18 protein-coding genes, 1 tRNA gene, 1 other RNA gene and 4 pseudogenes are annotated in these 22,775 nt (G+C 63.6%); 10 read left to right on the plus strand and 14 right to left on the minus strand.

All coding sequences use genetic code 11. The features are described 5' to 3' along the window. Positions 1-29: 29 nt before the first annotated feature. Both DDA93_RS01425 and rnpB read right to left on the minus strand, forming a co-directional pair. Positions 30-1,313, minus strand: coding sequence for an MFS transporter (locus DDA93_RS01425; RefSeq protein WP_116777881.1), 1,284 nt, complete (start codon positions 1,311-1,313; stop codon positions 30-32). Between the two features lie 115 nt (positions 1,314-1,428). Then, an RNA gene (gene rnpB, locus DDA93_RS01430) (RNase P RNA component class A) lies at positions 1,429-1,833 on the minus strand. 108 nt (positions 1,834-1,941) lie between these two features. Here rnpB and DDA93_RS01435 point away from each other — a divergent pair. After that, the gene (locus DDA93_RS01435) at positions 1,942-2,706 is read left to right on the plus strand and encodes a peroxide stress protein YaaA (RefSeq protein ID WP_116777882.1); all 765 of its coding nucleotides are present in this window, start codon (positions 1,942-1,944) and stop codon (positions 2,704-2,706) included. Here DDA93_RS01435 and DDA93_RS17050 read toward each other — a convergent pair. From DDA93_RS17050 to DDA93_RS01450, 3 genes and pseudogenes are all read right to left on the minus strand, one after another. Beyond that, positions 2,665-3,690 carry a reverse transcriptase-like protein gene (locus DDA93_RS17050; RefSeq protein ID WP_347693134.1) on the minus strand — a complete coding sequence of 342 codons (1,026 nt, stop codon included), beginning with the start codon at positions 3,688-3,690 and terminating at the stop codon, positions 2,665-2,667. The two genes, DDA93_RS01435 and DDA93_RS17050, sit on opposite strands and share 42 nt — an antisense overlap. 4 nt (positions 3,691-3,694) lie before the next feature. Further along, a pseudogene (locus DDA93_RS01445) lies at positions 3,695-4,434 on the minus strand (C4-type zinc ribbon domain-containing protein). A 113-nt stretch (positions 4,435-4,547) separates the two neighbouring features. Beyond that, entirely contained in the window at positions 4,548-5,447 is a 900-nt protein-coding gene (locus DDA93_RS01450) for a Nif3-like dinuclear metal center hexameric protein (RefSeq protein WP_019482886.1), read from the minus strand. Positions 5,448-5,557: 110 nt separating this feature from the next. Between DDA93_RS01450 and msrA the strand changes: the two genes are divergently transcribed. The 3 genes from msrA (at position 5,558) to epsC (ending at position 7,729) form a co-directional block, all read left to right on the plus strand. Continuing rightward, entirely contained in the window at positions 5,558-6,082 is a 525-nt protein-coding gene (gene msrA / locus DDA93_RS01455; RefSeq protein ID WP_026041086.1) for a peptide-methionine (S)-S-oxide reductase MsrA, read from the plus strand. Between the two features lie 100 nt (positions 6,083-6,182). Then, the gene (gene cysK, locus DDA93_RS01460; protein WP_019482888.1) at positions 6,183-7,118 is read left to right on the plus strand and encodes a cysteine synthase A; all 936 of its coding nucleotides are present in this window, start codon (positions 6,183-6,185) and stop codon (positions 7,116-7,118) included. A gap of 23 nt (positions 7,119-7,141) precedes the next feature. Then, a complete protein-coding gene (gene epsC, locus DDA93_RS01465) occupies positions 7,142-7,729 on the plus strand; it encodes a serine O-acetyltransferase EpsC (protein WP_019482889.1) in 588 nt (195 codons plus the stop codon). Positions 7,730-7,821: 92 nt separating this feature from the next. Here epsC and gndA read toward each other — a convergent pair. The 6 genes and pseudogenes from gndA to DDA93_RS01495 form a co-directional block, all read right to left on the minus strand. Beyond that, positions 7,822-9,260 (minus strand): annotated as a pseudogene (gene gndA, locus DDA93_RS01470) (NADP-dependent phosphogluconate dehydrogenase). 189 nt (positions 9,261-9,449) lie between these two features. Beyond that, positions 9,450-9,788 carry a DUF732 domain-containing protein gene (locus DDA93_RS01475; protein WP_116777883.1) on the minus strand — a complete coding sequence of 113 codons (339 nt, stop codon included), beginning with the start codon at positions 9,786-9,788 and terminating at the stop codon, positions 9,450-9,452. A gap of 103 nt (positions 9,789-9,891) precedes the next feature. Continuing rightward, a tRNA-Val gene (locus DDA93_RS01480) sits at positions 9,892-9,967 on the minus strand. Between the two features lie 87 nt (positions 9,968-10,054). Continuing rightward, positions 10,055-10,990, minus strand: coding sequence for an NAD-dependent protein deacetylase (locus tag DDA93_RS01485; RefSeq protein ID WP_116777884.1), 936 nt, complete (start codon positions 10,988-10,990; stop codon positions 10,055-10,057). Then, positions 10,990-11,472 carry a peroxiredoxin gene (locus DDA93_RS01490; protein WP_116777885.1) on the minus strand — a complete coding sequence of 161 codons (483 nt, stop codon included), beginning with the start codon at positions 11,470-11,472 and terminating at the stop codon, positions 10,990-10,992. The genes DDA93_RS01485 and DDA93_RS01490 overlap by 1 nt, the downstream gene beginning before the upstream one ends. 1 nt (position 11,473) lies before the next feature. Beyond that, a complete protein-coding gene (locus DDA93_RS01495; protein WP_019482895.1) occupies positions 11,474-11,893 on the minus strand; it encodes a DUF3052 domain-containing protein in 420 nt (139 codons plus the stop codon). Positions 11,894-12,241: 348 nt separating this feature from the next. Between DDA93_RS01495 and aceE the strand changes: the two are divergent. The 6 genes and pseudogenes from aceE (at position 12,242) to fabF (ending at position 20,250) form a co-directional block, all read left to right on the plus strand. Then, positions 12,242-14,979: pseudogene (gene aceE / locus DDA93_RS01500) on the plus strand (pyruvate dehydrogenase (acetyl-transferring), homodimeric type). A 256-nt stretch (positions 14,980-15,235) separates the two neighbouring features. Next, the gene (locus DDA93_RS01505) at positions 15,236-16,471 is read left to right on the plus strand and encodes a helix-turn-helix domain-containing protein (protein ID WP_019482897.1); all 1,236 of its coding nucleotides are present in this window, start codon (positions 15,236-15,238) and stop codon (positions 16,469-16,471) included. Between the two features lie 96 nt (positions 16,472-16,567). Continuing rightward, positions 16,568-17,533 carry an ACP S-malonyltransferase gene (locus tag DDA93_RS01510; protein WP_024475983.1) on the plus strand — a complete coding sequence of 322 codons (966 nt, stop codon included), beginning with the start codon at positions 16,568-16,570 and terminating at the stop codon, positions 17,531-17,533. Beyond that, a pseudogene (locus DDA93_RS01515) lies at positions 17,530-18,581 on the plus strand (beta-ketoacyl-ACP synthase III). The gene DDA93_RS01510 and the pseudogene DDA93_RS01515 overlap by 4 nt, the downstream one beginning before the upstream one ends. A gap of 83 nt (positions 18,582-18,664) precedes the next feature. After that, a complete protein-coding gene (locus DDA93_RS01520) occupies positions 18,665-18,910 on the plus strand; it encodes an acyl carrier protein (protein WP_019482900.1) in 246 nt (81 codons plus the stop codon). Positions 18,911-19,014: 104 nt separating this feature from the next. After that, complete coding sequence (gene fabF, locus DDA93_RS01525; RefSeq protein WP_019482901.1) at positions 19,015-20,250, plus strand: beta-ketoacyl-ACP synthase II; 1,236 nt, start codon at positions 19,015-19,017, stop codon at positions 20,248-20,250. A 133-nt stretch (positions 20,251-20,383) separates the two neighbouring features. Here the strand turns inward: fabF and DDA93_RS01530 are convergent, their stop codons facing one another. The 3 genes from DDA93_RS01530 to DDA93_RS16270 form a co-directional block, all read right to left on the minus strand. Continuing rightward, entirely contained in the window at positions 20,384-20,887 is a 504-nt protein-coding gene (locus DDA93_RS01530; RefSeq protein ID WP_024476918.1) for a DUF3145 domain-containing protein, read from the minus strand. Positions 20,888-21,099: 212 nt separating this feature from the next. Next, positions 21,100-22,020 carry a tyrosine recombinase XerC gene (locus DDA93_RS01535; protein WP_116777886.1) on the minus strand — a complete coding sequence of 307 codons (921 nt, stop codon included), beginning with the start codon at positions 22,018-22,020 and terminating at the stop codon, positions 21,100-21,102. A 230-nt stretch (positions 22,021-22,250) separates the two neighbouring features. Then, on the minus strand, positions 22,251-22,637 hold the full coding sequence (locus DDA93_RS16270) for a methylated-DNA--[protein]-cysteine S-methyltransferase (RefSeq protein ID WP_165802545.1): 387 nt from the start codon (positions 22,635-22,637) through the stop codon (positions 22,251-22,253). Between the last annotated feature and the right edge of the window lie 138 nt (positions 22,638-22,775).

The following is a 22,775-nucleotide window of genomic DNA, read 5'->3' on the forward strand; positions in this document are numbered from 1 at the left end:
GGTCCGGTCGGTCCGCTGGTCCGTGGCTGCTAGACCTCTTTGGCGGCGGCACCCGGCTCCTGCCCGGGTTCGAGATCCTCAAGCCGCTCGACGTGTCGGAGCGGCCCAAAGATCGCCACGAGGGGTGCTCCGGCCGTCAGGATGACGCCGATCAGGATAGCGGTCCAGATTCCGACCAGCTCTGCCAGGATGCCACCGAAGATACTGGCGATCCCCAGCATCCCCCAGCTGACCATCCGGGAAGCGGCCCCGAGCCTGCCCATCATGGTGGGCGGGCAGACCCGCTGTCTGAAGGCTGCCCCGACCACGATGTTCCAGGCGACGCACACGCCCATCAGGAACAGGCCCAGCACGCCCCAGAGCATTCCGTAGCCCGGGGTCATGACCAGCAGCGAGGCGTAGCCCAGCACGCCGGGCACCATCGAATAGCGCCAGACCGGGCCGGACCCAAACCGGTCGGTGGCGCCCTTGACGGTAATACCGCCCAACGCTCCGCCGACGGACGCTGCGGCCAGGAGCACGCCCAGCCAGATCTCGGACTCGTTGAGGGTCCGAAGCACCAAAAGCACCAAAAGCGATGCGACCATACTTCCGCCCAGATTCCAGAGCGCCGCGTTGAACAGGATCGCCCGCAGCGGACCGGTGCTGAACGTGTAACGCAGCCCGTCCTTCATCTCCCGGAAGATCCGCCGCTCCCCCTGGTGCGGCTGCGCCTCCTTGAGCTTCAGGGACGAAATGGCGAACAGGGAGGCGACCGACGTCGCGATCTGCACCAGCAAGGAATTGGAGGCGCCGAACGCCACGGTCAACCAGCCGGCCAGGCCGCGACCGGCCGCGTCCGCGGACGCCGACGACGCCGTCATCAGGCCGTTGCCTTCGACCAGCTCATCCTTCGACACCGCCTGGGGTATCAACGCCTGGTCAGCCAGGGTGAAGAAGACTGCCGACAGGCCGACAAGGAAGGAGACAATGAACAGTTGGGCGATAGACATGATGCCGAACCAGAACGCCACCGGCAGGGTCGCCAGCACGAGGATTCGCGCGATCAGGGACCAAATAATCACCGGCTTCCGTGGCCACCGGTCCACCCAGACTCCCACCGGCAACCCCAGCAGCAGCCATGGGAGGAAAGTCATTCCTGCCAGCGCGGCCACAGCGAAGTCGCTGGCCTGCAGTTCGATGACGGCAATAACGGGGAAGGCGATGGAGGTGACCGCCGTTCCCAGCACCCCGACGGTGCTGGAAAGCCACAGTGCCCGAAAGTTGCGGTTGCGTACCAGCAACGACTTTTGGGGCACCAGGGTGTCGGTCATTGGGATAGCGTAACCGAGCGGAATCGCTTCACTGGCCAGATCGGGAATTCTATTTGAACTTCGTCCCGGGGTCTTGACCAGCGGCCCTGGCGCAGAGATAATCACCGGTTTTTTGGGGATGGGTTGACCGATACGCCGGGTTCTGTCCTTCACCACCGTCGCCGGTGGTGAAGTGGCGGCCATCCATCTACGAACGCCGTTGCCGGCGCCCTCCAGCGGCCTACCCGGACACTCAGGCGAGCAGCCTTCAAACGCGCCCTGTCTGGCCTTGCTCCGGGTGGGGTTTACCGAGCCGCGCCGGTCACCCGGCACGCTGGTGGTCTCTTACACCACCTTTTCACCCTTACTGCAGCGCATTGCTGCGGGCTGCAGCGGTCTGTTTTCTGTGGCACTTTCCTGCGGGTTACCCCGAGTGGGCGTTACCCACCACCCTGCTCTGCGGAGCCCGGACGTTCCTCGGTGCACCGATCCCTCGCGCCAGGCGCTTGAGTCGGTGCAACGCGGCCGCCTAGTCAACCCATCCGCACCCGATTCTACGCGGCTGGCGGCCCTGTCCTTAATCGTCCAACGACTGGTGGTCCTCGGTACCCGGCATTATGGGGGCGGTGAACCTGGGTAAAGTGGTGCGGTGCTGATTTTGCTGCCCCCGTCCGAAGGTAAATCCCCAGCGGTGAAGGGCTCTGCCGTGGATCTCGGAGGTCTTCAGTTCCCTGAGCTCACGGCCGCCCGCCAAACGGTGCTGGGATCCCTGGCTATCGCCAGCACCGGCCCGGACGCTCACCGTATCCTTGGTGTCGGCCCGTCGCTGGGCGCCGAGGTGCTCCGCAACATCACCCTGCTGGATCAGCCCGCGGCACCGGCCTACCAGGTCTACTCGGGGGTCCTGTACGACGCGCTGGGTTACAGCACCCTCACCCCGGTGCAACGCCGGAAGGCCCAGGAATCGGTGGTGGTGGTCTCTGCGCTCTGGGGGGCCCTTGGCTTCGCCGATGCGATCCCTGCCTACCGGTTGTCCATGTCGGTGTCACTTCCCGGCACCGGTACGCTCGCCTCCTTCTGGAAGCAACGCCTTGCCGGTCCCCTGGATCACCGGTCCGGCGATTCGCTCATCGTTGACTGCCGCTCCAGCACCTATGGGGCGGCCTGGGCTGGTGTCCCCGAGCGGACAGTCGCGGTGAACGTGCTGCTGGAGCGGGACGGCAAGCGTTCAGTGGTGTCCCACTCAGCCAAGCACACCCGCGGACTGCTGGCCCGGCATTTGATTACCCGGCGGTCCAGCCGCCCCACCACACCGGATCAGCTGCTGAAGGCTGCCCGCGAGCAGTGGCAAGCCGAACTCACCCCGGCCACCTCACGCAAACCAGCCCAGCTCAGCATCATCCTGCAGGGCTAGTCGCTCAGGTGGATTGAGCTGGTCCGTCCCAGTCGGCGACCAGCTCCACTTCAAAACCGGCCGCGTTCTCCAGGTAAGCCGCGTAACTTTGCGGGCCGCCGGCGTGCGGGTACGCGTCGGCGAACATTGGCGTCCAGCATGGCTTGTGGCGCGGCGTGCCAGTAAATCCACCTCAGCCGGGCTTCCGGCCCGGAACGCCAGATGATTCAACCCGGGCCGACGTCGTTCGTGAAGCTCGCCGGTGACATCGGGGCCTGCTTCAATCACCAGGTACAGCCCATCGGCGCCGACGTAGCTGGCGCCGTCCGCCCAGGTTTCCCTGGCTGTGAAGCCAAGTTGCAGCAGCAGCCAGCCGAGGGAAGCTGTGGCCGCCTGCAGATCACTGACCCACAGCTCGACATGGTGCAGCCGTCCGGACGGCACCCTGACCGGCTCAGGCCCAGACTCAGCTGCCTCAGCTGTCTCTGCTGCCGGTCCGGCGCTGGCTGGAGAGAGGCTGCGCGGCACCCAGGGGGTGCCGGCCATGCCCGCGTCCATCGCCTCGTTGGACAGACGATCGGCGTCCTTGTTGATCTCCCGCGGAATCCACTGGTACTTCACCCGCCGGGGATCCAGCACCGCCCGGGCCTTTCGGGCCAGGGCGTGCATGTCTGCGTGCTTGATTTTCCAGCGGCCCTCCATCTGCTCAACCACGAGCTTGGAGTCCATCTTGACGAGGATCCGGCAGGTGGGATCGAGCTCGTTGGCCAGTTCCAGACCGGCAACGAGGCCTGAGTACTCGGCGACGTTGTTGGACGCCTTGCCGATGTAGGCGGCCTTCTCCACCAGGATGGCACCGGATTCCGGGTCGCGCACCAGGGCGCCGTAGCCGGCGTGGCCGGGGTTGCCCCTGGATCCGCCGTCGGCTTCCACAATCAGGAACCGCGGAGTTGCCGTGGTGGGGGTTTCGTCGGCGTGATCAAAAAGGGTTTGTTCAGCGGGCACCGGCTCAGTTGCCCCACTCGTCGGATCGCACCAGAATGGCGCCCGAGTCCGGGCAAAACACGAGGTCGTCCTCGGCAGCTTTGCGGAGGTCAGCGAGGTCACCGGGGCTCAGCTGCATTCCCGAGCCTTCAGAGGTGCCGTGGAACAGGCGCGCAGCACCCACACCGCGGCGGGCGAGGGTCTTTTCGTACAAGGCGAGAAGACCAGCTCGAAGGTCGCTGCCAATTCGGCGCGCTCGGCTTTGACCGAGTCCGCCTCGGCTGCAATGGTGGCCAGTTCGGCGTCGCGGGTGGATTCAATCGCGGCGAGACGCTCCCGGGCGTCGTCCTTCAACTGTTGCGCCGACTGTTTGGCTCCGCGGGCCGATTCGACCCGTTCCATGATGTCCAGTTCGACATCTTCAAGATCTGAGCGTCGTTTGGTCAGGGACGCGACTTCGCTCTGCAGGGCTATCAGGTCCTTGGGACTGCCCGTGCCGCTGTCCAGTCGCTTCTGGTCGCGCTCGAGCCGGTTGACGACCGACTGCACGTCATCCTCAGAGCGGGTCAGTTCACGCTCAAGATCGAGGAGTGCCGTTTCGGCGCGCACCAGGTCGCCGTCGGTCCCTTCAAGCTGTGAGGAAAGCTCAGCAATGGCCGGATTAGCCCGCGCTGTGGCCGCCTGACGTTGCAGCTGGTTCAGCCGCGAGTCGAGCGCCTGTAGTTCCAACAGCCGAAGCTGCTCTGCCGGTGGTGCTTTTGCCACAGTAAAACCTCCGCAGTTGCTGATGGGGCGTCCATCCACCCTATTGCACAGAGCGCGGTCCGGTCACCGTCGAGGAGCCGTGAACCTTCGTGGGCCGACTGCCTGGTTTCCGGCTAGTCGGTGCCGGGCGTCAGGACAAAATCCCAGGGGTCTGAGTTGACGGTGCTGACCCTGATCTCGGCGGTGAATCCCTGATCGGCCAGCACATTCTCCAGGGCTGCGGCAGCGGGCGTCAGCCAGAGCCATTCGCTGCCGAAGTGTGACACATCGATCAGGTATGGCCTGCCATCCCCGGCCGCTTCACGCGCTTCCGACACCGGGTGGTGGCGAAGGTCAGCGGTCACGTAGACGTCGGCGCGGCTTTCCCGTACCTTCTCGAAGAGGCTGTCGCCTGCTCCGCCGCACACAGCAACCCGGCGTACCACTGCGTCGCGGTCACCGGCAACGCGTACTCCTCCCGCTACCGCCGGCAGGATGGAGAACACCACGCCGGCGAAATCACCCAGGGTGGTCGCCTCGGTGAGATTACCGACACGCCCGATGCCCTCCTCGGGGAGCCCATCAGCGGATTTGGAGAGGGGTTCGACGTCCTCCAGCCCGAACGCGTCTGCCAGCACATCCGATACGCCGCCAACGGCGCTATCGCCGTTGGTGTGGACTGTGGCGAGGGCGCACCCGCCCTCAATCAGACGGTGCACTGCATCGCCCTTGAAGTGGCTGGCCGCCACCGAATTCACGGGCTTCATCATCAGGGGGTGATGGACGATAACCAGGTCAGCACCCCAGTCAAGGGCCTCGCTGATCACGGCGTGGGTGGGATCGACGGCGAACAGGATTTTCGCCGCGCTGCGCTCCGGCCTCCCGACCACCAGGCCGACCGCGTCCCAGCTCTCGGCCAGGGCCTCGGGCCACAGTTCCTCAATGGCTAACAGGGCATCGCCCACACTGGGCGTCGTAGCGCCTTCGGTGGGCTGCTCGGAGGGTTGCTCAGCGGTCTGATGATCAGCTTCCATAGCACTAGTTGTACCCCGCAATTGCTGCTCAGGCCCAATTTTGGGGGTCCCCGTTGTCACTGATCGTGCGCCTCGGGAATCTTCTGGATCGGCAACGCATTGTTATAGGCATGATGACATTCGTACTTGGCGGAGGCTGCTTCTGGTGCCTCGACGCCCTTTACCAAAAAACCCGCGGCGTCACCGACGTCATCTCCGGCTATACCGGCGGTCACACCCCGGACCCTGACTACGACGCGGTCTGCACCGGCACCACCGGTCACGCCGAAGTAGTGGCGGTGACCTTCGACGAATCGATCATCCCGCCGGAGGTGATCCTTGACATGTATTTCGTGTCGCACGATCCGACCACCCTCAACCGCCAGGGATACGACGTCGGTACCCAGTACCGGTCGTCAATGTTCTACCAGGACACCGAGCAGAAGGAACTGTTCGAGCGTTCCATTGAACGGAACCAGGAGAGCTGGTCCACGCCGATCGTCACCGAGGTCAGCCGGCTCCCCCGCTTCCACCTGGCCGAGGAATGGCACAACAATTTCTATGCCAAGCACCCCGAGCAGGGGTACTGCCAGGTGATCATCAACCCCAAGCTGGCCAAGGCGCGGAAGTATTACGCCCAATGGCTGATCGAGTAACGCACCCGCCCGCCAGCACACCCGCGCCGCTAGGCTGAATCCCAGCGTGCACCGGAGCATCCGGCGGACAAGTCCCGACTTCCAACCTAGGTAGGTACCCATGGCAAAAATTTACGACGACGTCACCCAGCTGGTAGGTCGCACCCCGCTGGTGCGCCTGAACCGTCTGACCAAGGGCCTCGACGCCCAGGTTGCCGTCAAGCTCGAGTTCTACAACCCCGCAAACAGCGTCAAGGACCGGATCGGGGTGGCCATCATTGACGCCGCCGAGAAGGCAGGAGCGCTCAAGCCGGGCGGAACCATCGTTGAAGGCACCTCCGGTAACACCGGCATCTCCCTTGCCATGGTGGGCGCTGCACGCGGCTACCGGGTGCTGCTCACCATGCCCGAGACGATGTCCACCGAACGCCGGGTGATGTTGCGTGCCTATGGCGCCGAGATTGTGTTGACCCCCGGGTCCGAGGGCATGCGTGGCGCCGTGGACAAGGCCAAGGACATTGTGGCGACCACCGAGAACGCTATCTGGGCCCAGCAGTTCGCCAACGAAGCCAACCCGGCCATCCACCGCGCCACCACTGCGGAGGAAGTCTGGGAAGACACCGACGGTGCCGTTGACATCTTTGTGGCGGGTGTTGGCACCGGCGGAACCATCACCGGCGTCGGGCAGGTCCTCAAGGAACGCAAGCCTGGCGTTCAGATCGTCGCGGTGGAACCAGCCGATTCGCCGATCCTGAATGGTGGAGCCCCAGGCCCCCACAAGATCCAGGGCCTTGGCGCCAACTTCATCCCCGAAATTCTTGACCGGAACGCCTACGACGAGGTTATCGACGCCTCCGTCGAGGACTCGGTACGGGTTGCACGCGCCCTCGGAACCCAGGAAGGTATCCTCGGTGGCATCTCTTCCGGCGCCATCGTCTGGGCGGCCCTGGAGCTCGCCAAGCGGCCGGAGAACGCAGGTAAGCTCATTGTGGCTGTGGTCTGCGACTTCGGTGAGCGTTACATCTCAACTGTCCTGTTTGACGACATCAGGGGCTAACACCCCTCAACAGAAAGTAGTCTGTGAGTTTTTTAGCGCGACTGCACGAGGATCTTCAGACGGCCCGCGAACACGATCCGGCCGCCCGGGGTTCCTTCGAGAATGGGCTGGTCTATTCCGGCCTGCACGCAATCTGGGTGCACCGCCTGACGCACCGGATGTGGGCCAGACCCGGTCTACGGTTCCCGGCCCGGCTGCTGGCGCAGCTGGCCCGGGCGGCGACGGGGATTGAAATCCACCCCGCAGCGACCATTGGCCGGCGGTTTTTCATCGACCACGGCATGGGTGTGGTGATCGGCGGGACGGCCGAAATCGGTGAGGACGTAATGTTGTATCAGGGCGTCACGCTGGGTGGACGGTCCCTTGAAAAGGTCAAACGGCATCCAACCATCGGTGACCGGGTCACGATCGGCGCTGGCGCGAAGGTGCTCGGACCGATCACTATCGGCGCCGGAAGCGCCATCGGCGCCAACGCCGTCGTCGTCAAGGACACGCCGCCCGATTCAATTGCGACCGGCATCCCGGCGACCTACCGGCATCGCGATTCGGCGCGGGAAAACCTTCCGGCCGTTGACCCGGCGGAGTACATCGATCCGGCACTGTACATCTAGCGCACCGTTAAAGAGGGTTGGCCCGGCAATTTGCCGGGCCAATCCTCAGTTAACTGCCGCTACGTACCGGTGCTGCCGTGACCAGTGGTGTTCTAGTGCGTGTCGACGGCTTCGATTTCCGACTTGTCTTCGCCCCAGAGGGTGTGGAAGGTGCCGTCGATGTCCACCCGGTTGTAGGTGTGGGCACCGAACAGGTCCCGCAGGCCCTGGGTGAGGGCTGCAGGCAGGCGTCGACGACGGAGCCCGTCATAGTATGCCAGCGACGCCGAGAACACCGGCACCGGGATGCCGAGCTGGACGGCGGTCGAGACGACCCGGCGCCAGGCCGGAAGCGCTCCGGCGATGGATTCGGCGAAGGCCGGGGCAAGCAGCAGGTTGGCTGGTTGACCGTCAGCGGTGGCGTAGGCCTTCATGATGTCGTCCAGCAGTTCGGCCCGGATGATGCAACCGGCACGCCACAGCGAAGCAATCTCATCCAGCTTCAGCTCCCAGCCGTACTCCTTGGCCGCTGCGGTGAGCATATCGATGCCTTGCGCGTAGCTGACCAGTTTGGAGGCGTACAGAGCCAACCGAACGTCCTCGACGAAGGTCTCGGGAAGGTCCACGGACCCTTCATGGCCGGCGAGGATCTCCTGTGCCTGGGCACGCTGGTCACGCTGCGACGACAGACCTCGGGCGAACACCGACTCGGCGATGCCCGACGTCGGGCTGCCCAGTTCGAGCGCCGAAACACTGTCCAGCGGCCGGTCCCCTTCTGGCCCGCAGAGTCGACGACGACGTCGACGAAGGGCTTGCCCGTTTTGGCGTCGGTGTGGGCGAGAACCTCGGCGGTGATCTCGATCAGGAACGATGAGAGGGTGCCGGTGTTCCATTCGGTGAAGATCCTGGCTTGTTCGGCTGGCTCGATGCCAGCGCCCGATCGCAGGAGGTCGTAGGCCTCGCCGATGACCTGCATATCGGCGTACTCGATGCCGTTGTGGACCATTTTTACAAAATGACCGGCCCCGTCGGTGCCGATCCAGCGGCAGCATGGCTCGTCGTTGTACTTGGCGGAGATTTTCTCGAGCATCGGTCCCAGCGAATCGTAGGACTCGCGGGAGCCGCCCGGCATGATCGATGGGCCCAGCAGTGCGCCTTCCTCGCCCCCGGAGACCCCGACGCCCACAAAGTGCAGGCCCTTGGTCGCCAGCTCAGCTTCCCGGCGGCGAGTGTCCTCGTAGTGCGAGTTACCGGCGTCGATAATGATGTCGCCCTTTTCGAGCAGCGGCTCGAGCTGGCCGATTACCGAGTCCACCGGGCCGCCAGCCTTGACCATGATGAGCACCCGGCGCGGCGTTTCAAGCGAATCGACGAGTTCCTGCAGGGATTCGGTGCGAATGAAGTCACCTTCGTGGCCGTGCTTCTCCAACAGGACGTCGGTCTTCTCGATCGAGCGGTTATGCAACGCAACGGTGTAACCGTTACGGGCAAGGTTGCGGGCCAAATTTGCGCCCATGACCGCGAGGCCTGTGACACCGATCTGTGCACTCATGAAGTCTCCAATACTGGGTTTGTGCCCCCACTGAGGCGGGCCGATACGCGGACAGCTGGCTAGCCCCGTGTTGCGAAGCAGTGCTTTCACCCTATTACTGCCGGTAGCCCAGTGGCCAGACGGGGTCGGATCGTGACGATCAGGCGTTCAGCATCTGCACTGATGAGTCGCCAAGGCAGCGCCGGGCCCCTAGACGGCGTCGGGACAGAGATGCTGGGAGGCGAGAACCTGGGTGATCCGGATCCGTTCGACGGTTTCGTCGGTGAGATTCTCCGCCGGGTTGCGGGCGCCGAGTTGTTCGAGGTCGTTTCCAGCGGCCAGCTCCTCACAGACCTGCTGACCGGTGGCGAGGAGTTGTTCGTCCTTTGGGTACGCTGAGTCGGGTGCCGCCTGGCGCAATTCGGTGAGAAACCGTTCCTGGGAAGTGGCAGCACTGGCGGGTCCGCCGGCTGACCCGCAGCCCACCAGCCCAGCCAGCAGACAGAGCATGGCCGCGCTGGCGGCCTGGTTCGTTGTTCTCCGGTTCATAGCCCGATGGCTCCTGCCCGCCCGCTGTCAAGGCCGTAGGTGATTGGCAATGGAAAAACCCCGCCTTCTCAAGCTCTGTCGCTTGAGATGACGGGGTTTTCGGTGGTGGGTCCTACCGGGATCGAACCGATGACATCCACGGTGTAAACGTGGCGCTCTACCAGCTGAGCTAAAGACCCGAACACGTTGCCAGCGGTCCTTGGACCGGCCAACCAACGAAGAATTACTCTACTGGCATTCCAAATGGAATGCCAATCGCCGCCGGGCTAACGGCGCTCTAGGTCCGGCAGGGATTCGACGAGGAAGGTCAACGCCTCCGACACCCCGATGTCCACTAGGAGATTGGCCAGATCGTCGCCTCGGGTCTTACCCCGATTGATGATTACCACCGGCTTTCCTGCCTTGGATGCGTGTCGTACAAAACGCAGTCCACTCATTACCGTCAGCGACGATCCGGCCACCAGGAGGGCATCGCCGGCATCGACCACCTGGTAGGCCTCGGCAACCCTGTCCTTCGGCACGTTCTCTCCGAAGTACACAAAGTCTGGTTTCAGCATGCCTGAGCAGTTGGGGCAGGGGGCCATGACGAAATCGCCGGTGTCGTCGACGTCGGCATCGGCGTCGGGTGCCACGTCCCCGGCGTCGGACTCACGCTCCAGATAACCGGGGTTGAGTGCTTCAAGGAGGACGGCGATCTCGGCGCGGCTGTATTGCGTCCGGCATTGCAGGCATACCACGCGGTCGTAGGTGCCATGCAGGTCGATCACCTCGGCGCTACCAGCGGCCGAGTGGAGCCGGTCAACGTTCTGGGTGATCAGCCCGGACAGCAGACCCCGCGCCTCGAGTGTTGCCAACGCCAGGTGTCCGGGATTGGGGTCCGCGTGACGGAGATGATGCCAGCCCACATGGTTCCGGGCCCAGTAGCGGCGCCGCAGTAGTTCGTCCCCGACGAACTGCTGATAGGTCATGGGGCTCCGGGGAACCGATTCGGGGCCGCGATAATCTGGGATCCCCGAATCTGTGCTGAGTCCGGCCCCGGTCAGCACCGCCAGTCGGTGGCCGCTCAGCAACTCGACTACCGCCCCCATCGCCCTCCCCTGCTCTGCGGTGAGGTCCTGGCCGGTGGCCACAGGATCGCCGCTGGCGAAACCAGTCAACCCTAAACCTTTAGGGGCTTTGGCATCGGGAGCGTTGGCGGTCATCAGGAGAGTTGCACCGGTGCGGCAAGGGTGGTCAGTGCCGTCTGGTAAGCCCGAAGCGGACGAGGGGCGCCGAGTTCGGTTCTGAAGGTCGCTGCGATGACCCCGTCCGGGTCGATCAGGAAGGTGGCCCGCTCGGCGTAACCACGGGTGGCATCGAAGGCCCCGTATCGGATTGCGAGGGCGCCGTGCGGCCAGAAGTCCGCCAATAGATCGAAGCCGAAGCCCTGCTCTTCGGCGTAGGCCCGCAGGGTGTACTTCGAGTCCACCGAGACCGCGAGGAGGCGGACGCCGTCGTCGTCGAACATGGCCAGGTTGTCACGCAACTCGCAGAGCTCACCGGTGCAGACACCCGAGAAGGCGAAGGGGTAGAACACCAGCGCGACTGGTGTCCCGCGCAGGTCGCTAAGACGAATTGTTTCGCCGAACTGATTTGACAGTGCGAAGTCCGGCGCTGGCTCGCCGATTGCCGGGAGCCCGGTCATGCTAGCTTTTCCGTCGGCTGACCAAACGGGTGGCTGCCCAATCCTTTGACACACCGGCCGACGACGTCGCGTGCAGTCCAGCTGTTGGTGCCGCTTCCTGGATCAGGGAGGGAGCAACGTAGCCGTCGCGTCCGGACTTGGGGGTGAGTACCCACACAGTGCCACCCTCGTCGAGGCAGGTCAGGGAGTCCACGAGCGCGTCGACCAGGTCGCCGTCGTCGCTGCGCCACCAGAGGAGCACACCGTCGACAACGTCCTGATCGTCTTCCGTGAGCAATTCCGATCCGGTTTCATCTTCGAGGGTGGCGCGGAAATCAAAGTCCACATCCTCGTCGTATCCGAGTTCCTGCAGCAGGTCCCCGTCCTTGAAACCCAACTTGCCCGCCACGGTATCCGCTGTGGCGGCTTCGGCCTCGCTCACTGTTGTCCTCCCGAAAGACTGTGGACCATCCTGCGGACGGGACCACTAGTTACGTTGATATGCATTATTACCAGCCAACACCCTTTAACGCCATGCATCAAGCCAGCACGGGTTTCCAGCGGTCTATTGCCTGCATACCTACACCTTATAGCCGGTCTTCGCCGCGCTGAGCCGCTTGTCACCCCGTCCCGGCTACGCATCCCCGGCACGTCGCGGCTAGAGTAACTAAGTGATCCGTCACGATCCTGACAATCTTGGATTGTGGCTACAGACAGGCTTCGGAGTACAGCTCCGTTGCGGCAGTTTTGAGCATCGCAGAAATCATCTGCGAAGTGGGAGAGGTTTGGCGTGGCTGTAGAGCAGGGTGGACCGGAGATTCTAAGCAATTTGGCCGGCGGCACGGACGGTGATCCGGAAGAAACAGCCGAGTGGATTGAATCCCTCGATGAGCTGATCCGGGTCCAGGGCACCGAACGGGCCCAATTCATCATGCGTTCGCTGTTGCAGCGTGCCGGTGCGCGGAGCGTCGGCGTGCCGATGGTGACAACGACCGACTACGTGAACACCATCCCGGTGGACCAGGAACCCGACTTCCCGGGTGACGAAGAGATCGAGCGCAAGTTCCGCGCCTGGATGCGCTGGAATGCGGCCGTCATGGTGCACCGCGCTCAACGCCCCGAAATCGGGGTCGGCGGCCACATCTCCACCTATGCGGGCGCGGCCACGCTCTACGAAGTCGGTTTTAACCACTTCTTCCGCGGCAAGGACCACCCGGGCGGTGGCGATCAGGTGTTCTTCCAGGGCCATGCCTCCCCCGGGATGTATGCCAGGCTTTCCTTGAGGGACGCCTGACCGAGGAAGACCTCGACGGATTCCGGCAGGAGAAGTCGAAAGAGGGCCACGCCCTCTCCTCGTACCCGCACCCGCGCCTGATGCCGGAGTTCTGGGAATTCCCCACCGTGTCCATGGGCATCGGCCCCATGAACGCGATCTACCAGGCCCAGTCCAACCGGTATCTCCACAACCGTGGCATCAAGGACACCTCCGACCAGCAGGTCTGGGCGTTCCTCGGCGACGGCGAAATGGACGAACCGGAGTCGCGCGGCCTGCTGCAGCTAGCAGCCAACGAACGGCTGGACAATCTCAACTTCGTCATCAACTGCAACCTGCAGCGCCTCGACGGGCCGGTGCGCGGTAATGGCAAGATCATGCAGGAACTTGAGGCGTTCTTCCGTGGCGCCGGCTGGAACGTCATCAAGGTGGTCTGGGGCCGCGAGTGGGACGAGCTGCTGGAGAAGGACGAGGACGGATCTCTCGTCGGGATCATGAACTCCACGCCCGACGGCGACTACCAGACATACAAGGCGGAATCCGGTGGATTTGTCCGCGAGCACTTCTTCGGAAAGACGCCGCAGACCAAGGAAATGGTCGCTGACTACAGCGACGACGCCGTCTGGAAGCTCAAGCGGGGTGGCCACGACTACCGCAAGGTTTTCGCCGCCTACAAAGCCGCAACCGAGTTCAAGGGGAAGCCGACCGTCATCCTGGCCAAGACGGTCAAGGGTTATGGTCTCGGACCACACTTCGAGGGACGCAACGCGACCCACCAGATGAAGAAGCTGACGTCGGAAGACCTGAAGGCGTTCAGGGACCACCTTCGAATCCCCGTCTCCGACGAGCAGATCGACGACGACCTCTACAACGCCCCGTACTACCACCCAGGTGCGGATGCCCCCGAGATCAAGTACCTCCTGGACCGCCGCAAGGCACTGGGCGGCTTTGTCCCCGAGCGCCGGAACAAGCACACGGAGATTACCCTTCCGGGCGACAAGGCCTACGAGGTAGCCAAGCGGGGCTCCGGGAAGCAGATGGCTGCCACCACCATGGCGTTCGTCAGGCTGTTGAAGGACCTGATGCGGGACAAGGAGTTCGGCAACCGGGTGGTGCCGATCATCCCTGATGAGGCACGCACCTTCGGGATGGACTCATTCTTCCCGACGGCCAAGATCTACAACCCGAATGGGCAGAACTATCTGTCGGTGGACCGGGATCTCGTCCTGGCCTACAAAGAGTCGGTCGAAGGACAGATCCTGCACGCAGGTATCAACGAGGCTGGTTCGGTAGCAGCGTTCACCGCCGCCGGAACTGCCTACGCCACCCACGGCGAACCGTTGATCCCCGTCTACGTGTTCTACTCGATGTTCGGTTTCCAGCGCACCGGCGATTCCTACTGGGCTGCAGCCGACCAGATGACCCGCGGGTTCATCATCGGGGCCACCGCGGGTCGCACCACCCTGACCGGTGAAGGACTACAGCACGCTGACGGGCACTCCCCACTGCTGGCCTCCACCAACCCGGCAGTGGTCACCTACGATCCGGCCTACGGCTACGAAATCGGCCACATTGTGCGGGACGGTTTGAAGCGCATGTATGGCGAAGGGTCAGAGGACCGAAACCTGATGTACTACATCACGGTCTACAACGAGCCGATCCTGCAGCCCAAGGAACCGGAAGAGCTCGACGTCGAGGGAATTCTCAAGGGCATTTATCTGCTGTCGCCGGCCAAGATCGACGGAGCGCGCGCCCAGTTGCTTGCCTCCGGGGTCTCGGTGCCATGGGCCCTGGAAGCGCAGCAGATTCTCGCTGACGACTGGGGTGTCTCCGCTGACGTGTGGTCGGTAACCTCCTGGAACGAGTTGCGCAGGGACGGGCTCGCGGCTGAAGAGGACGCGTTCCTGAACCCGTCCGAAGATGCCCGGGTACCGTTCATCACCCAGCAACTCGAAGGCGCCACCGGTCCGATCGTGGCAGTGACCGACTACATGAAGGCTATTCCGGACCAGGTGCGTCAGTTCCTGCCGAACGAGTTCGCGACGCTCGGCGCCGACGGGTTCGGTTTCTCCGACACCCGGGCCGCGGCACGCCGGTTCTTCAAAATCGACAGCCACTCCGTGGTGGTGCGAGCCCTCGAGATGCTGGCACGCCGCGGGGAGGTGGACGCTGGAGCGCCTGCCGAAGCGATCGACAAGTACAAGCTGCTTGATGTGAACGCCGGCACCACCGGCAACACCGGCGGGGACAGCTAACCCGCACAGTGGGCTAGCGACTACGGCGGCGTCGGCAGGCACACGCCGGCGGGCTGACACGGCCTAGGTAGGTACAGCGTCGGCGGGCACAGCCGCTCGCTCGAGTCAGAAACGGCCCTCGGGCTCAGGTTTGCCGGTTGCAACCGGTGGATCTGAGGCCCAGGGCCGTTTCTGTTGGGTGCGTGGCGTGCTGGCGGCGTGTTTGTAGCCTCCACACAAAATGGAGCCTGAGGCCGAGGGGACGTATGCTCAACCCATGCCTGTGTCCGAACGCCCCTTTCCACCCAGTTCCCGCAGGGCTCAGATCCCTGTAGCCGACCCGGACACGGTGGAGCGGCTGAAGTCGAAGATCGGCGCCCTGTCAACCGCCACCCTGCAGCAACTCGATGCGTCGCTGCCCTGGTACCGGGGATTACGTCCGGATGAGCGGTCTGCTCTGGGACTGGTGGCGCAGAAGGGAATCGCGTCTTTCGTCAACTGGTATCAGCGCCCGGTTTCGCCGGCCTGGGTCCTCAGCGACGTTTTTGGCACCGCACCAACCGAGCTCACCCGCTCAATCAGCCTGCAGAAGGCGCTGCAACTGATCCGCGTAGTGGTTCAAGTGGTCGAGGACCGGGTGCCTGACCTGGCAGCTGACGCCGACCAGGGCGCACTCCGCGAAGCCGTTCTACGCTATTCACGGGAGGTGGCATTTGCTGCTGCCGACGTGTACGCGCGGGCCGCTGAGACCCGCGGGTCCTGGGACACCCGGCTCGAAGCACTCGTGGTCGACGCCATCCTCCGCGGGGAAAGTTCGGACGCCTTACGTTCACGGATCGCCGCAGTGGGCTGGCAGTCCCAGGCCAGAATTACCGTCATGGTAGGCAGTTCCCCGCCGGAGCCCAACGCCCTATTCCTCAACGAGTTGCGGCGCACCACCGATCGAATCGCCGAAGACACCCTGGTGGGAATCCAGGGCGACCGGTTGATCCTCGTCCTCGGCGGGGTGGAGAACAACGAAAGCACCTACAGCCGTTTGAGCGATCTGTTTGGGCCGGGGCCTGTGGTGTACGGACCCGAATCCGAATCCCTGGTGGCCGCGAGCAGCTCAGCGCAGGCGGCTTTCGCCGGACTGACCGCGGCGCGTGCCTGGCCTGCCGCGCCACGCCCGGTTGCTGCCGACGACCTGTGGCCCGAACGGGTCATCTCCGGCGACGACACGGCGCGAAAGGCGCTGATTCGCAACATCTACCGTCCGCTGGTGGGTGCATCGAATGGCCTCGAGGAGACCCTGTCCTCCTACCTCAATCTGGGGCATTCGCTTGAGGCAACCTCCCGCGCGTTGTTCGTCCACGCGAACACCGTTCGCTACCGGCTACGACGGGTCTGCGACATCACCGGATGGGATCCGTTGCTCCCCCGTGAGGCGTTTGTTCTGCAGACGGCGCTCGTGGTGGGCAGACTGTCCCAACCATCGCCAGGGCCGGCCGAGCGCCCTGTTACTCGTCCGTAACCCGGTCCCTCGTTGTAGACTTCCTACAAAGCGACCCCCGGAGCTTCGTGCACCGGGATACCCAATAAACCTCTCCCAGTTTGGAAAGCTTGAAAAGTGCTTGCAATCGTCTGCCCCGGTCAGGGGTCCCAAACGCCCGGTTTCCTGAGCCCCTGGTTGGAACTTCCGGGCGTCTCTGATCATCTCGACTCCCTCAGCGGCCAGGCCGGTCTGGATCTCATCCGGCACGGCACCGAGTCCGATGAGGAAACGATCAAGGACACGGCGGTGGCGCAACCCCTGATTGTTGCTGCCGGCTTGGTGACAGCCCGTGTACTGCTGGCCAATCGTCCAATGACTGCAGCGACAGTTGTCGCCGGTCACTCGGTCGGCGAGCTGACGGCGTCGGCCATTTCCGGTGCATTGTCCGAACAGGACGCCGTAACATTTGTTCGCGTCCGAGCGACAGCGATGGCGGAGGCGGCTGCGGTCGTTCCCACCGGTATGAGTGCAGTGCTGGGTGGAGATCCCGACGACGTCGCCACCGTACTTGCGCGGCACGGCCTGACAGCGGCGAACAGCAATGGTGGTGGCCAGGTAGTCGCTGCCGGCACCCTGGAGCAGCTCGCGGCTTTGACAGCCGATCCGCCAGCCAAGGCCCGAGTCATCCCCCTCAAGGTGGCGGGCGCCTTCCACACTCATCACATGAGCCCGGCTGCGACAGCGTTGCAGGAGCTGAGAGGGTCCCTGATGCCGATGGCACCGGCCGCCACCCTGTTGTCCAACTTTGATGGGGCACCGGTGGTCACCGGGGAGGGCAATCTGGACAGTCTGATCGCCCAGGTATCCCGGCCGGTCAGATGGGATCTCTGCATGGCCCAGATGGAACAGATGGGTGTGTCCGGGGTGATCGAACTTTCGCCGGCGGGTACTTTAACCGGCCTGATGAAGCGCGGAATGCGCGGGACCCCCACATTGGCCGTAAAATCGCCAGAGGATCTTGATGCTGCGGCTGCCTTCATTGATGAGCATTCCCGTACACCGGATCCGGTCATTTCCCCCATCGCAGAAGGACATTCGTGAACGCCCCGGCTTTGAAGCAAGCTCCACTGCGCGAGCACACCCGCATCCTCGGTATTGGGGCTTTCCGCCCCGATGTCATTGTGACCAATGAAGACGTCTGTCAGTGGATAGATTCTTCTGATGAGTGGATCCGGCAGCGGACCGGGATTGTGACGCGGCATCGCGCCGACCGGGACACCAGTGTGATCGACATGGCCGAAGCTGCTGCGCGAAGCGCTCTGGAGAACGCTGGCATTGAGGCATCCCAGCTCGACGCCGTGCTCGTCTCAACCGTGACCCACCCCTATGCCACTCCCTCGGCAGCCGCCCAGCTCACCGACCGGTTGGGAGCAACTCCGGCGCGGCCTACGACATTTCCGCAGCCTGTGCAGGTTATTGCTATGGCATTGCGCAGGCTGATGCGATGGTGCACGCCGGAACTGCCGAGTACGTGCTGGTGGTGGGCGTTGAGAAGCTGTCGGACTTCATCGACAACGCAGACCGCACTATTTCCTTCCTGCTGGGCGACGGGGCCGGCGCGGTGGTGATCGGTCCTGCCGACAGCGCCGGGATTGGTCCGTCCGTCTGGGGCTCCGATGGCAGCAAGCACCAGGCCATCCGGATGTCCCACTCGCTCCTCGACATCCGGGATGCCGAGTTGGCCTCGGTTGCCGCAGTGGGTGGATCCCTCGACGACGCGCCGAAGGCCTCCTGGCCCACCATGCGCCAGGACGGGCAGACCGTCTTCCGTTGGGCTGTCTGGGAGATGGCCAAGGTGGCACAACGTGCTCTCGACGAAGCCGGGGTCACAGCTGACGACCTGGTCGCGTTTGTCCCTCATCAGGCGAATATCCGCATCATCGATGAAATGGTCAAGCAACTCAAGCTTCCCGAGCATGTCGAGGTGGCTCGCGATATCGTAGACGCGGGAAACACCTCCGCCGCCTCCATTCCACTTGCCATGCACCGCATGCTGCAGGAAAATCCCGCCCTGAGTGGCGGTCTTGCGCTGCAGATCGGTTTTGGCGCCGGGTTGGTGTTCGGCGCACAGGTGGTAGTACTCCCCTAGTTTTCCCCAAGCCAAACCGTCAACCGCGGTTTGATTAACCATGTCGGATCATTGATCCGGCTAGACAAGAAAAGGAGCCATCCATGGCTAGCAACGAAGAAATCCTGGCCGGACTGGCCGAAATCGTCAACGAGGAAACTGGTCTTGCACCAGAGTCGGTTGAGATGGACAAGTCCTTCACCGATGACCTGGACATCGACTCCATCTCGATGATGACCATCGTGGTCAACGCCGAGGAAAAGTTCGGCGTTCGCATCCCCGACGAAGAGGTCAAGAACCTGAAGACCGTCGGCGACGCCGTCAACTTCATCTCCGGCGCGCAGGCCTAGATTTTTCAGACTTCGGGGCCGCCGGCATCCTCGGGTGCCGGCGGCCCGGAAGACGCCCACCAGCACGTTCCATCGCAACACCCCCACGTTTTAGAGAGTGAACCATGGCACGCAAAGTAGTGATCACTGGCCTAGGCGCGACGACGCCCATCGGCGGCGACGTTCCCACCATGTGGAAGAACGCCCTCAAAGGTGTTTCCGGTGCTCGAACCATCGAAGCCGACTGGGTCCAGGAGTACGAGCTGCCTGTGACCTTCGCGGCACAGGTCACCACCCCTGCCAGCGAGGTCCTCTCGCGAGTCGAAGCCAAGCGCATGGATCCGTCCACCCAGTTCGCGGTCATCGCAGCCCGCGAAGCCTGGCGGGATTCCGGGCTTGAAGAAATTGATCATGACCGGTTTGCGGTAGCCTTCGCAACCGGTATCGGCGGGGTGTGGACCCTGCTGGATGCGTGGGACACCCTCCGCGCCAAGGGCCCACGCCGTGTGCTGCCCATGACGGTGCCCATGTTGATGCCCAATGGGCCCGCAGCGGCCGTCAGCTTGGACCTGGGTGCCCGCGCGGGTGCCCACACGCCGGTCTCGGCGTGTGCTTCGGGCACCGAAGCACTCCACCAGGGGCTTGAGCTGATTCGCTCCGGGAAGGCCGACGTCGTCATGTGTGGCGGCGCCGAAGCTGCTATCCACCCCATGCCAATTGCCGCGTTCGCGTCGATGCACGCGCTTTCGCGTCGCAACGACGATCCCGAGCATGCGTCACGCCCCTACGACACCGGGCGAGATGGATTCGTCATGGGTGAAGGTGCTGGGGCCCTCCTCATCGAGGCTGAGGAACATGCTCTGGCTCGCGGAGCCCGGATCTACGGCGAACTCGCTGGCACATCGGTCACCGCCGATGCCTACCACATCACTGCTCCCGATCCCGGCGGATTGGGCGCTACGCGGGCGTTGAAGGCCGCCATGTTCGACGCACGGGTGCAGCCATCGGATATTTCGCATGTGAACGCACACGCAACATCCACTCCCGTTGGTGACAAACCCGAATATGTGGCTCTGAAGACAGCGCTGGGTTCACACATCGACAATGTGGCGGTGTCAGCAACCAAGTCGCAGACCGGCCATTTGCTCGGCGCTTCAGGTGCCGTTGAAGCGGTGATGACGGTCCTCGCTGTCTATGATCGCAAGATGCCTGTCACGATCAACCTGGAGAACCAGGATCCTGAAATTCCGCTGGACATTGTCACCACCGAGCGCACGCTTCCTGCTGGTGATCTGGTGGCGCTGAGTAACTCGTTCGGCTTTGGCGGACACAACGCTGTGATAGTTGTTCGCAGCGTCTAGTAAGTCAGCGGGTTCGCCCCCAGCGACCCAGCGAAAGTCAAAGGCGCCGTCCCTCAGGGGACGGCGCCTTTGACTGTTCTTGTAAGAGGTTGAGCTCAGGGACGGTGAGTGTCCGTAAGGCAGTGGTGGTTTGTTAGCCGACCTGGTGAAGCCACCTGACCGGTGCGCCTTCCGCGGCGTGCCGGAAGGGTTCAAGTTCTTCATCCCAGGACTCGCCGAGGGCGAGGGAAAGCTCGTGGTAGACGGCAGCGGGGTCGCCGGCGCCCGTTTCGTAGGCATACCGGATGCGGTCCTCGGTCACCATGATGTTGCCGTGAACGTCAGTGGCGGCGTGGAAGATCCCCAGTTCCGGTGTGTGTGACCACCGTCCGCCATCAGCGCCAGCGCTCTGTTCCTCGGTGACCTCGTACCGAAGATGGGCCCATCCGCGAAGAGCCGATGCCAGCTGCGCACCGGAACCCTGCGGGCCCACCCAAGACAACTCGGCACGGAACATACCGGGCGAGGCAGGTTGAGGGGTCCACTTTAGATCGGTTCGCTGATCAATCACAGAACCGATGGCCCACTCGATATGTGGGCATAGCGCGGAAGGGGCTGAGTGAATATACAACACTCCGCGCGCCGTAATACCAGACATTCCATCCTCCATAGCTGTAGGTACGTCTTCCCCAACGACCTGCAACGGGAACGAAAATATCTGTCTGTGTCCGCCGACACGGCAGACTAGGGTTCATTCTGCCTTACATAGTCTAATTGCGCCACTGTAACTACGTTGGTGCTACTCACATTGCCATTCGGGCTACTTGTCTTTCGCCCAACGTCGGTCTTTGCCAACCACCAGGTGTGGCGTCAGGCGCGGGGGTGGGCCTGCTCATAGCTCCTACGGAGACGATCCACCGAGACGTGGGTATAAATCTGGGTGGTGGCAAGACTCGAATGTCCGAGGATTTCCTGGACTGCCCTCAGATCTGCGCCGCCGTCCAGCAGATGGGTCGCAGTGCTGTGCCGCAAGGCGTGCGGTCCTGTCGCCGAAGTGCCTTCGACGCCAGCGAACAGCCTTTCGACTGTCGACCGTGCCTGGCGTTGATCCATTCGGCCCCCACGTCGACCCAGGAACAGCGCGTAGCCGCTGGCCGCGGTAACCAGTTTCGGACGGCCGCGACGGAGCCAATCGTCGAGGGCGTGTGCAGCAGGCACCCCGTACGGAACGGTTCGTTCCTTGTTGCCTTTACCGACCACGCGCAGGGTCCGGCGATCCACGTCGAGGTGGTCAATGTCCAACCCGACTAACTCCCCCACCCGGATGCCGGTGCCGTAAAGCACCTCTACGAGGGCTGTGTCCCTCAGGGCAATCGGGTCGCCCTCGGTTGATGCGGCGCGCAGGGATTCAAAGATCACGTCCAGCTGTTTCGAGGATAGGACCCCGGGCAATGTTTTTTCCCGTTTGGGTGCGCGTAGTCGAAGCGCAGGGTTTGCCTCGATCAGTTCCTCGCGCACCGCCCATGCGAGGAAACTGCGAACGGTGGCAGCGCGCCGGGCAATCGTCGACCGCGCCTGGCCCTGCGCATCCATCGAACCAAGCCAGGACCGAAGATCAGCCAGAGTCAGCTCATCCAGTCGTGTGACACCGGATTCCTGAGCGAAGCGGAGCAGCCCTCCGATATCCGTCAGGTAGGCACGCACGGTGTGAACAGACCGATTCCGTTCGGCGCTGAGATAGCCCTGGTACCGAGCGACGATACTCTGGAAGGGCTCAGGCAATTGCTGCATCTATTCACTGTGGGCCCTGCGGCGTCCATCCTCAAGCAGGCGCTCCGGTCTACCGGCCTTCTGTCGCCAGATCACGGGTTGAACCAGTTCCCGGGTTGAAGCCGGGTCACAGGCCCAGCCTAACCTCAGGCAACGGCCAGATCACAAGCCCAGCCAGATCACAGGCGGCAGCCCGACCACAGGCCCTGCCCGACCTCAGGCGGCAGCCCGACCTCAGGCCCTGCCTGACCTCAGGCGGCGGGACGGATTGCATCACCTGCCTCAAGCTCGAGTAGGAAGCGCTTGACCTCCGGTCCGGCCGAATATCCTGTGATACCGCCGGTGGACCTGACCACGCGGTGCCCGGGGATGATGATCGACAGCGGGTTGACCCGGATGGCAGCGCCGACCGCCCGACCCATTAGAGGGTTCCCGAGCTGCGCGGCAAGTTCCCGATAGCTGCGAGTCTCCCCGTACGGGATAGCCAGGACCGCAGCCCAGACTTTCTGCTGGAAGTCAGTGCCGTTGGCGTGGACAGGGAGGCTGAAGGCGCGTCGGCTTCCCGCGAAGTAGGCGCGGAACTGGTCGCTCGCGCGGTTGAAGGTGGCGGTGTCCGCCTTCAGGCTGGCTGCACTCATGCGCTCCTCCACAACGCCGGACCCGCCGGCAGCAGAGGTATGTCCGCCCGAGCCTACTGAACCTCCTGAACCGGCCCGGGTGTCCGAGCCCGCTGCTCCTGAACCGGCCGGGGTGTCCGAGTCCGCTGAACCTTCTGA

Origin of the sequence: Arthrobacter sp. Bz4, assembly GCF_003075455.1 — a bacterium.
Lineage (GTDB): Bacteria > Actinomycetota > Actinomycetes > Actinomycetales > Micrococcaceae > Arthrobacter_D.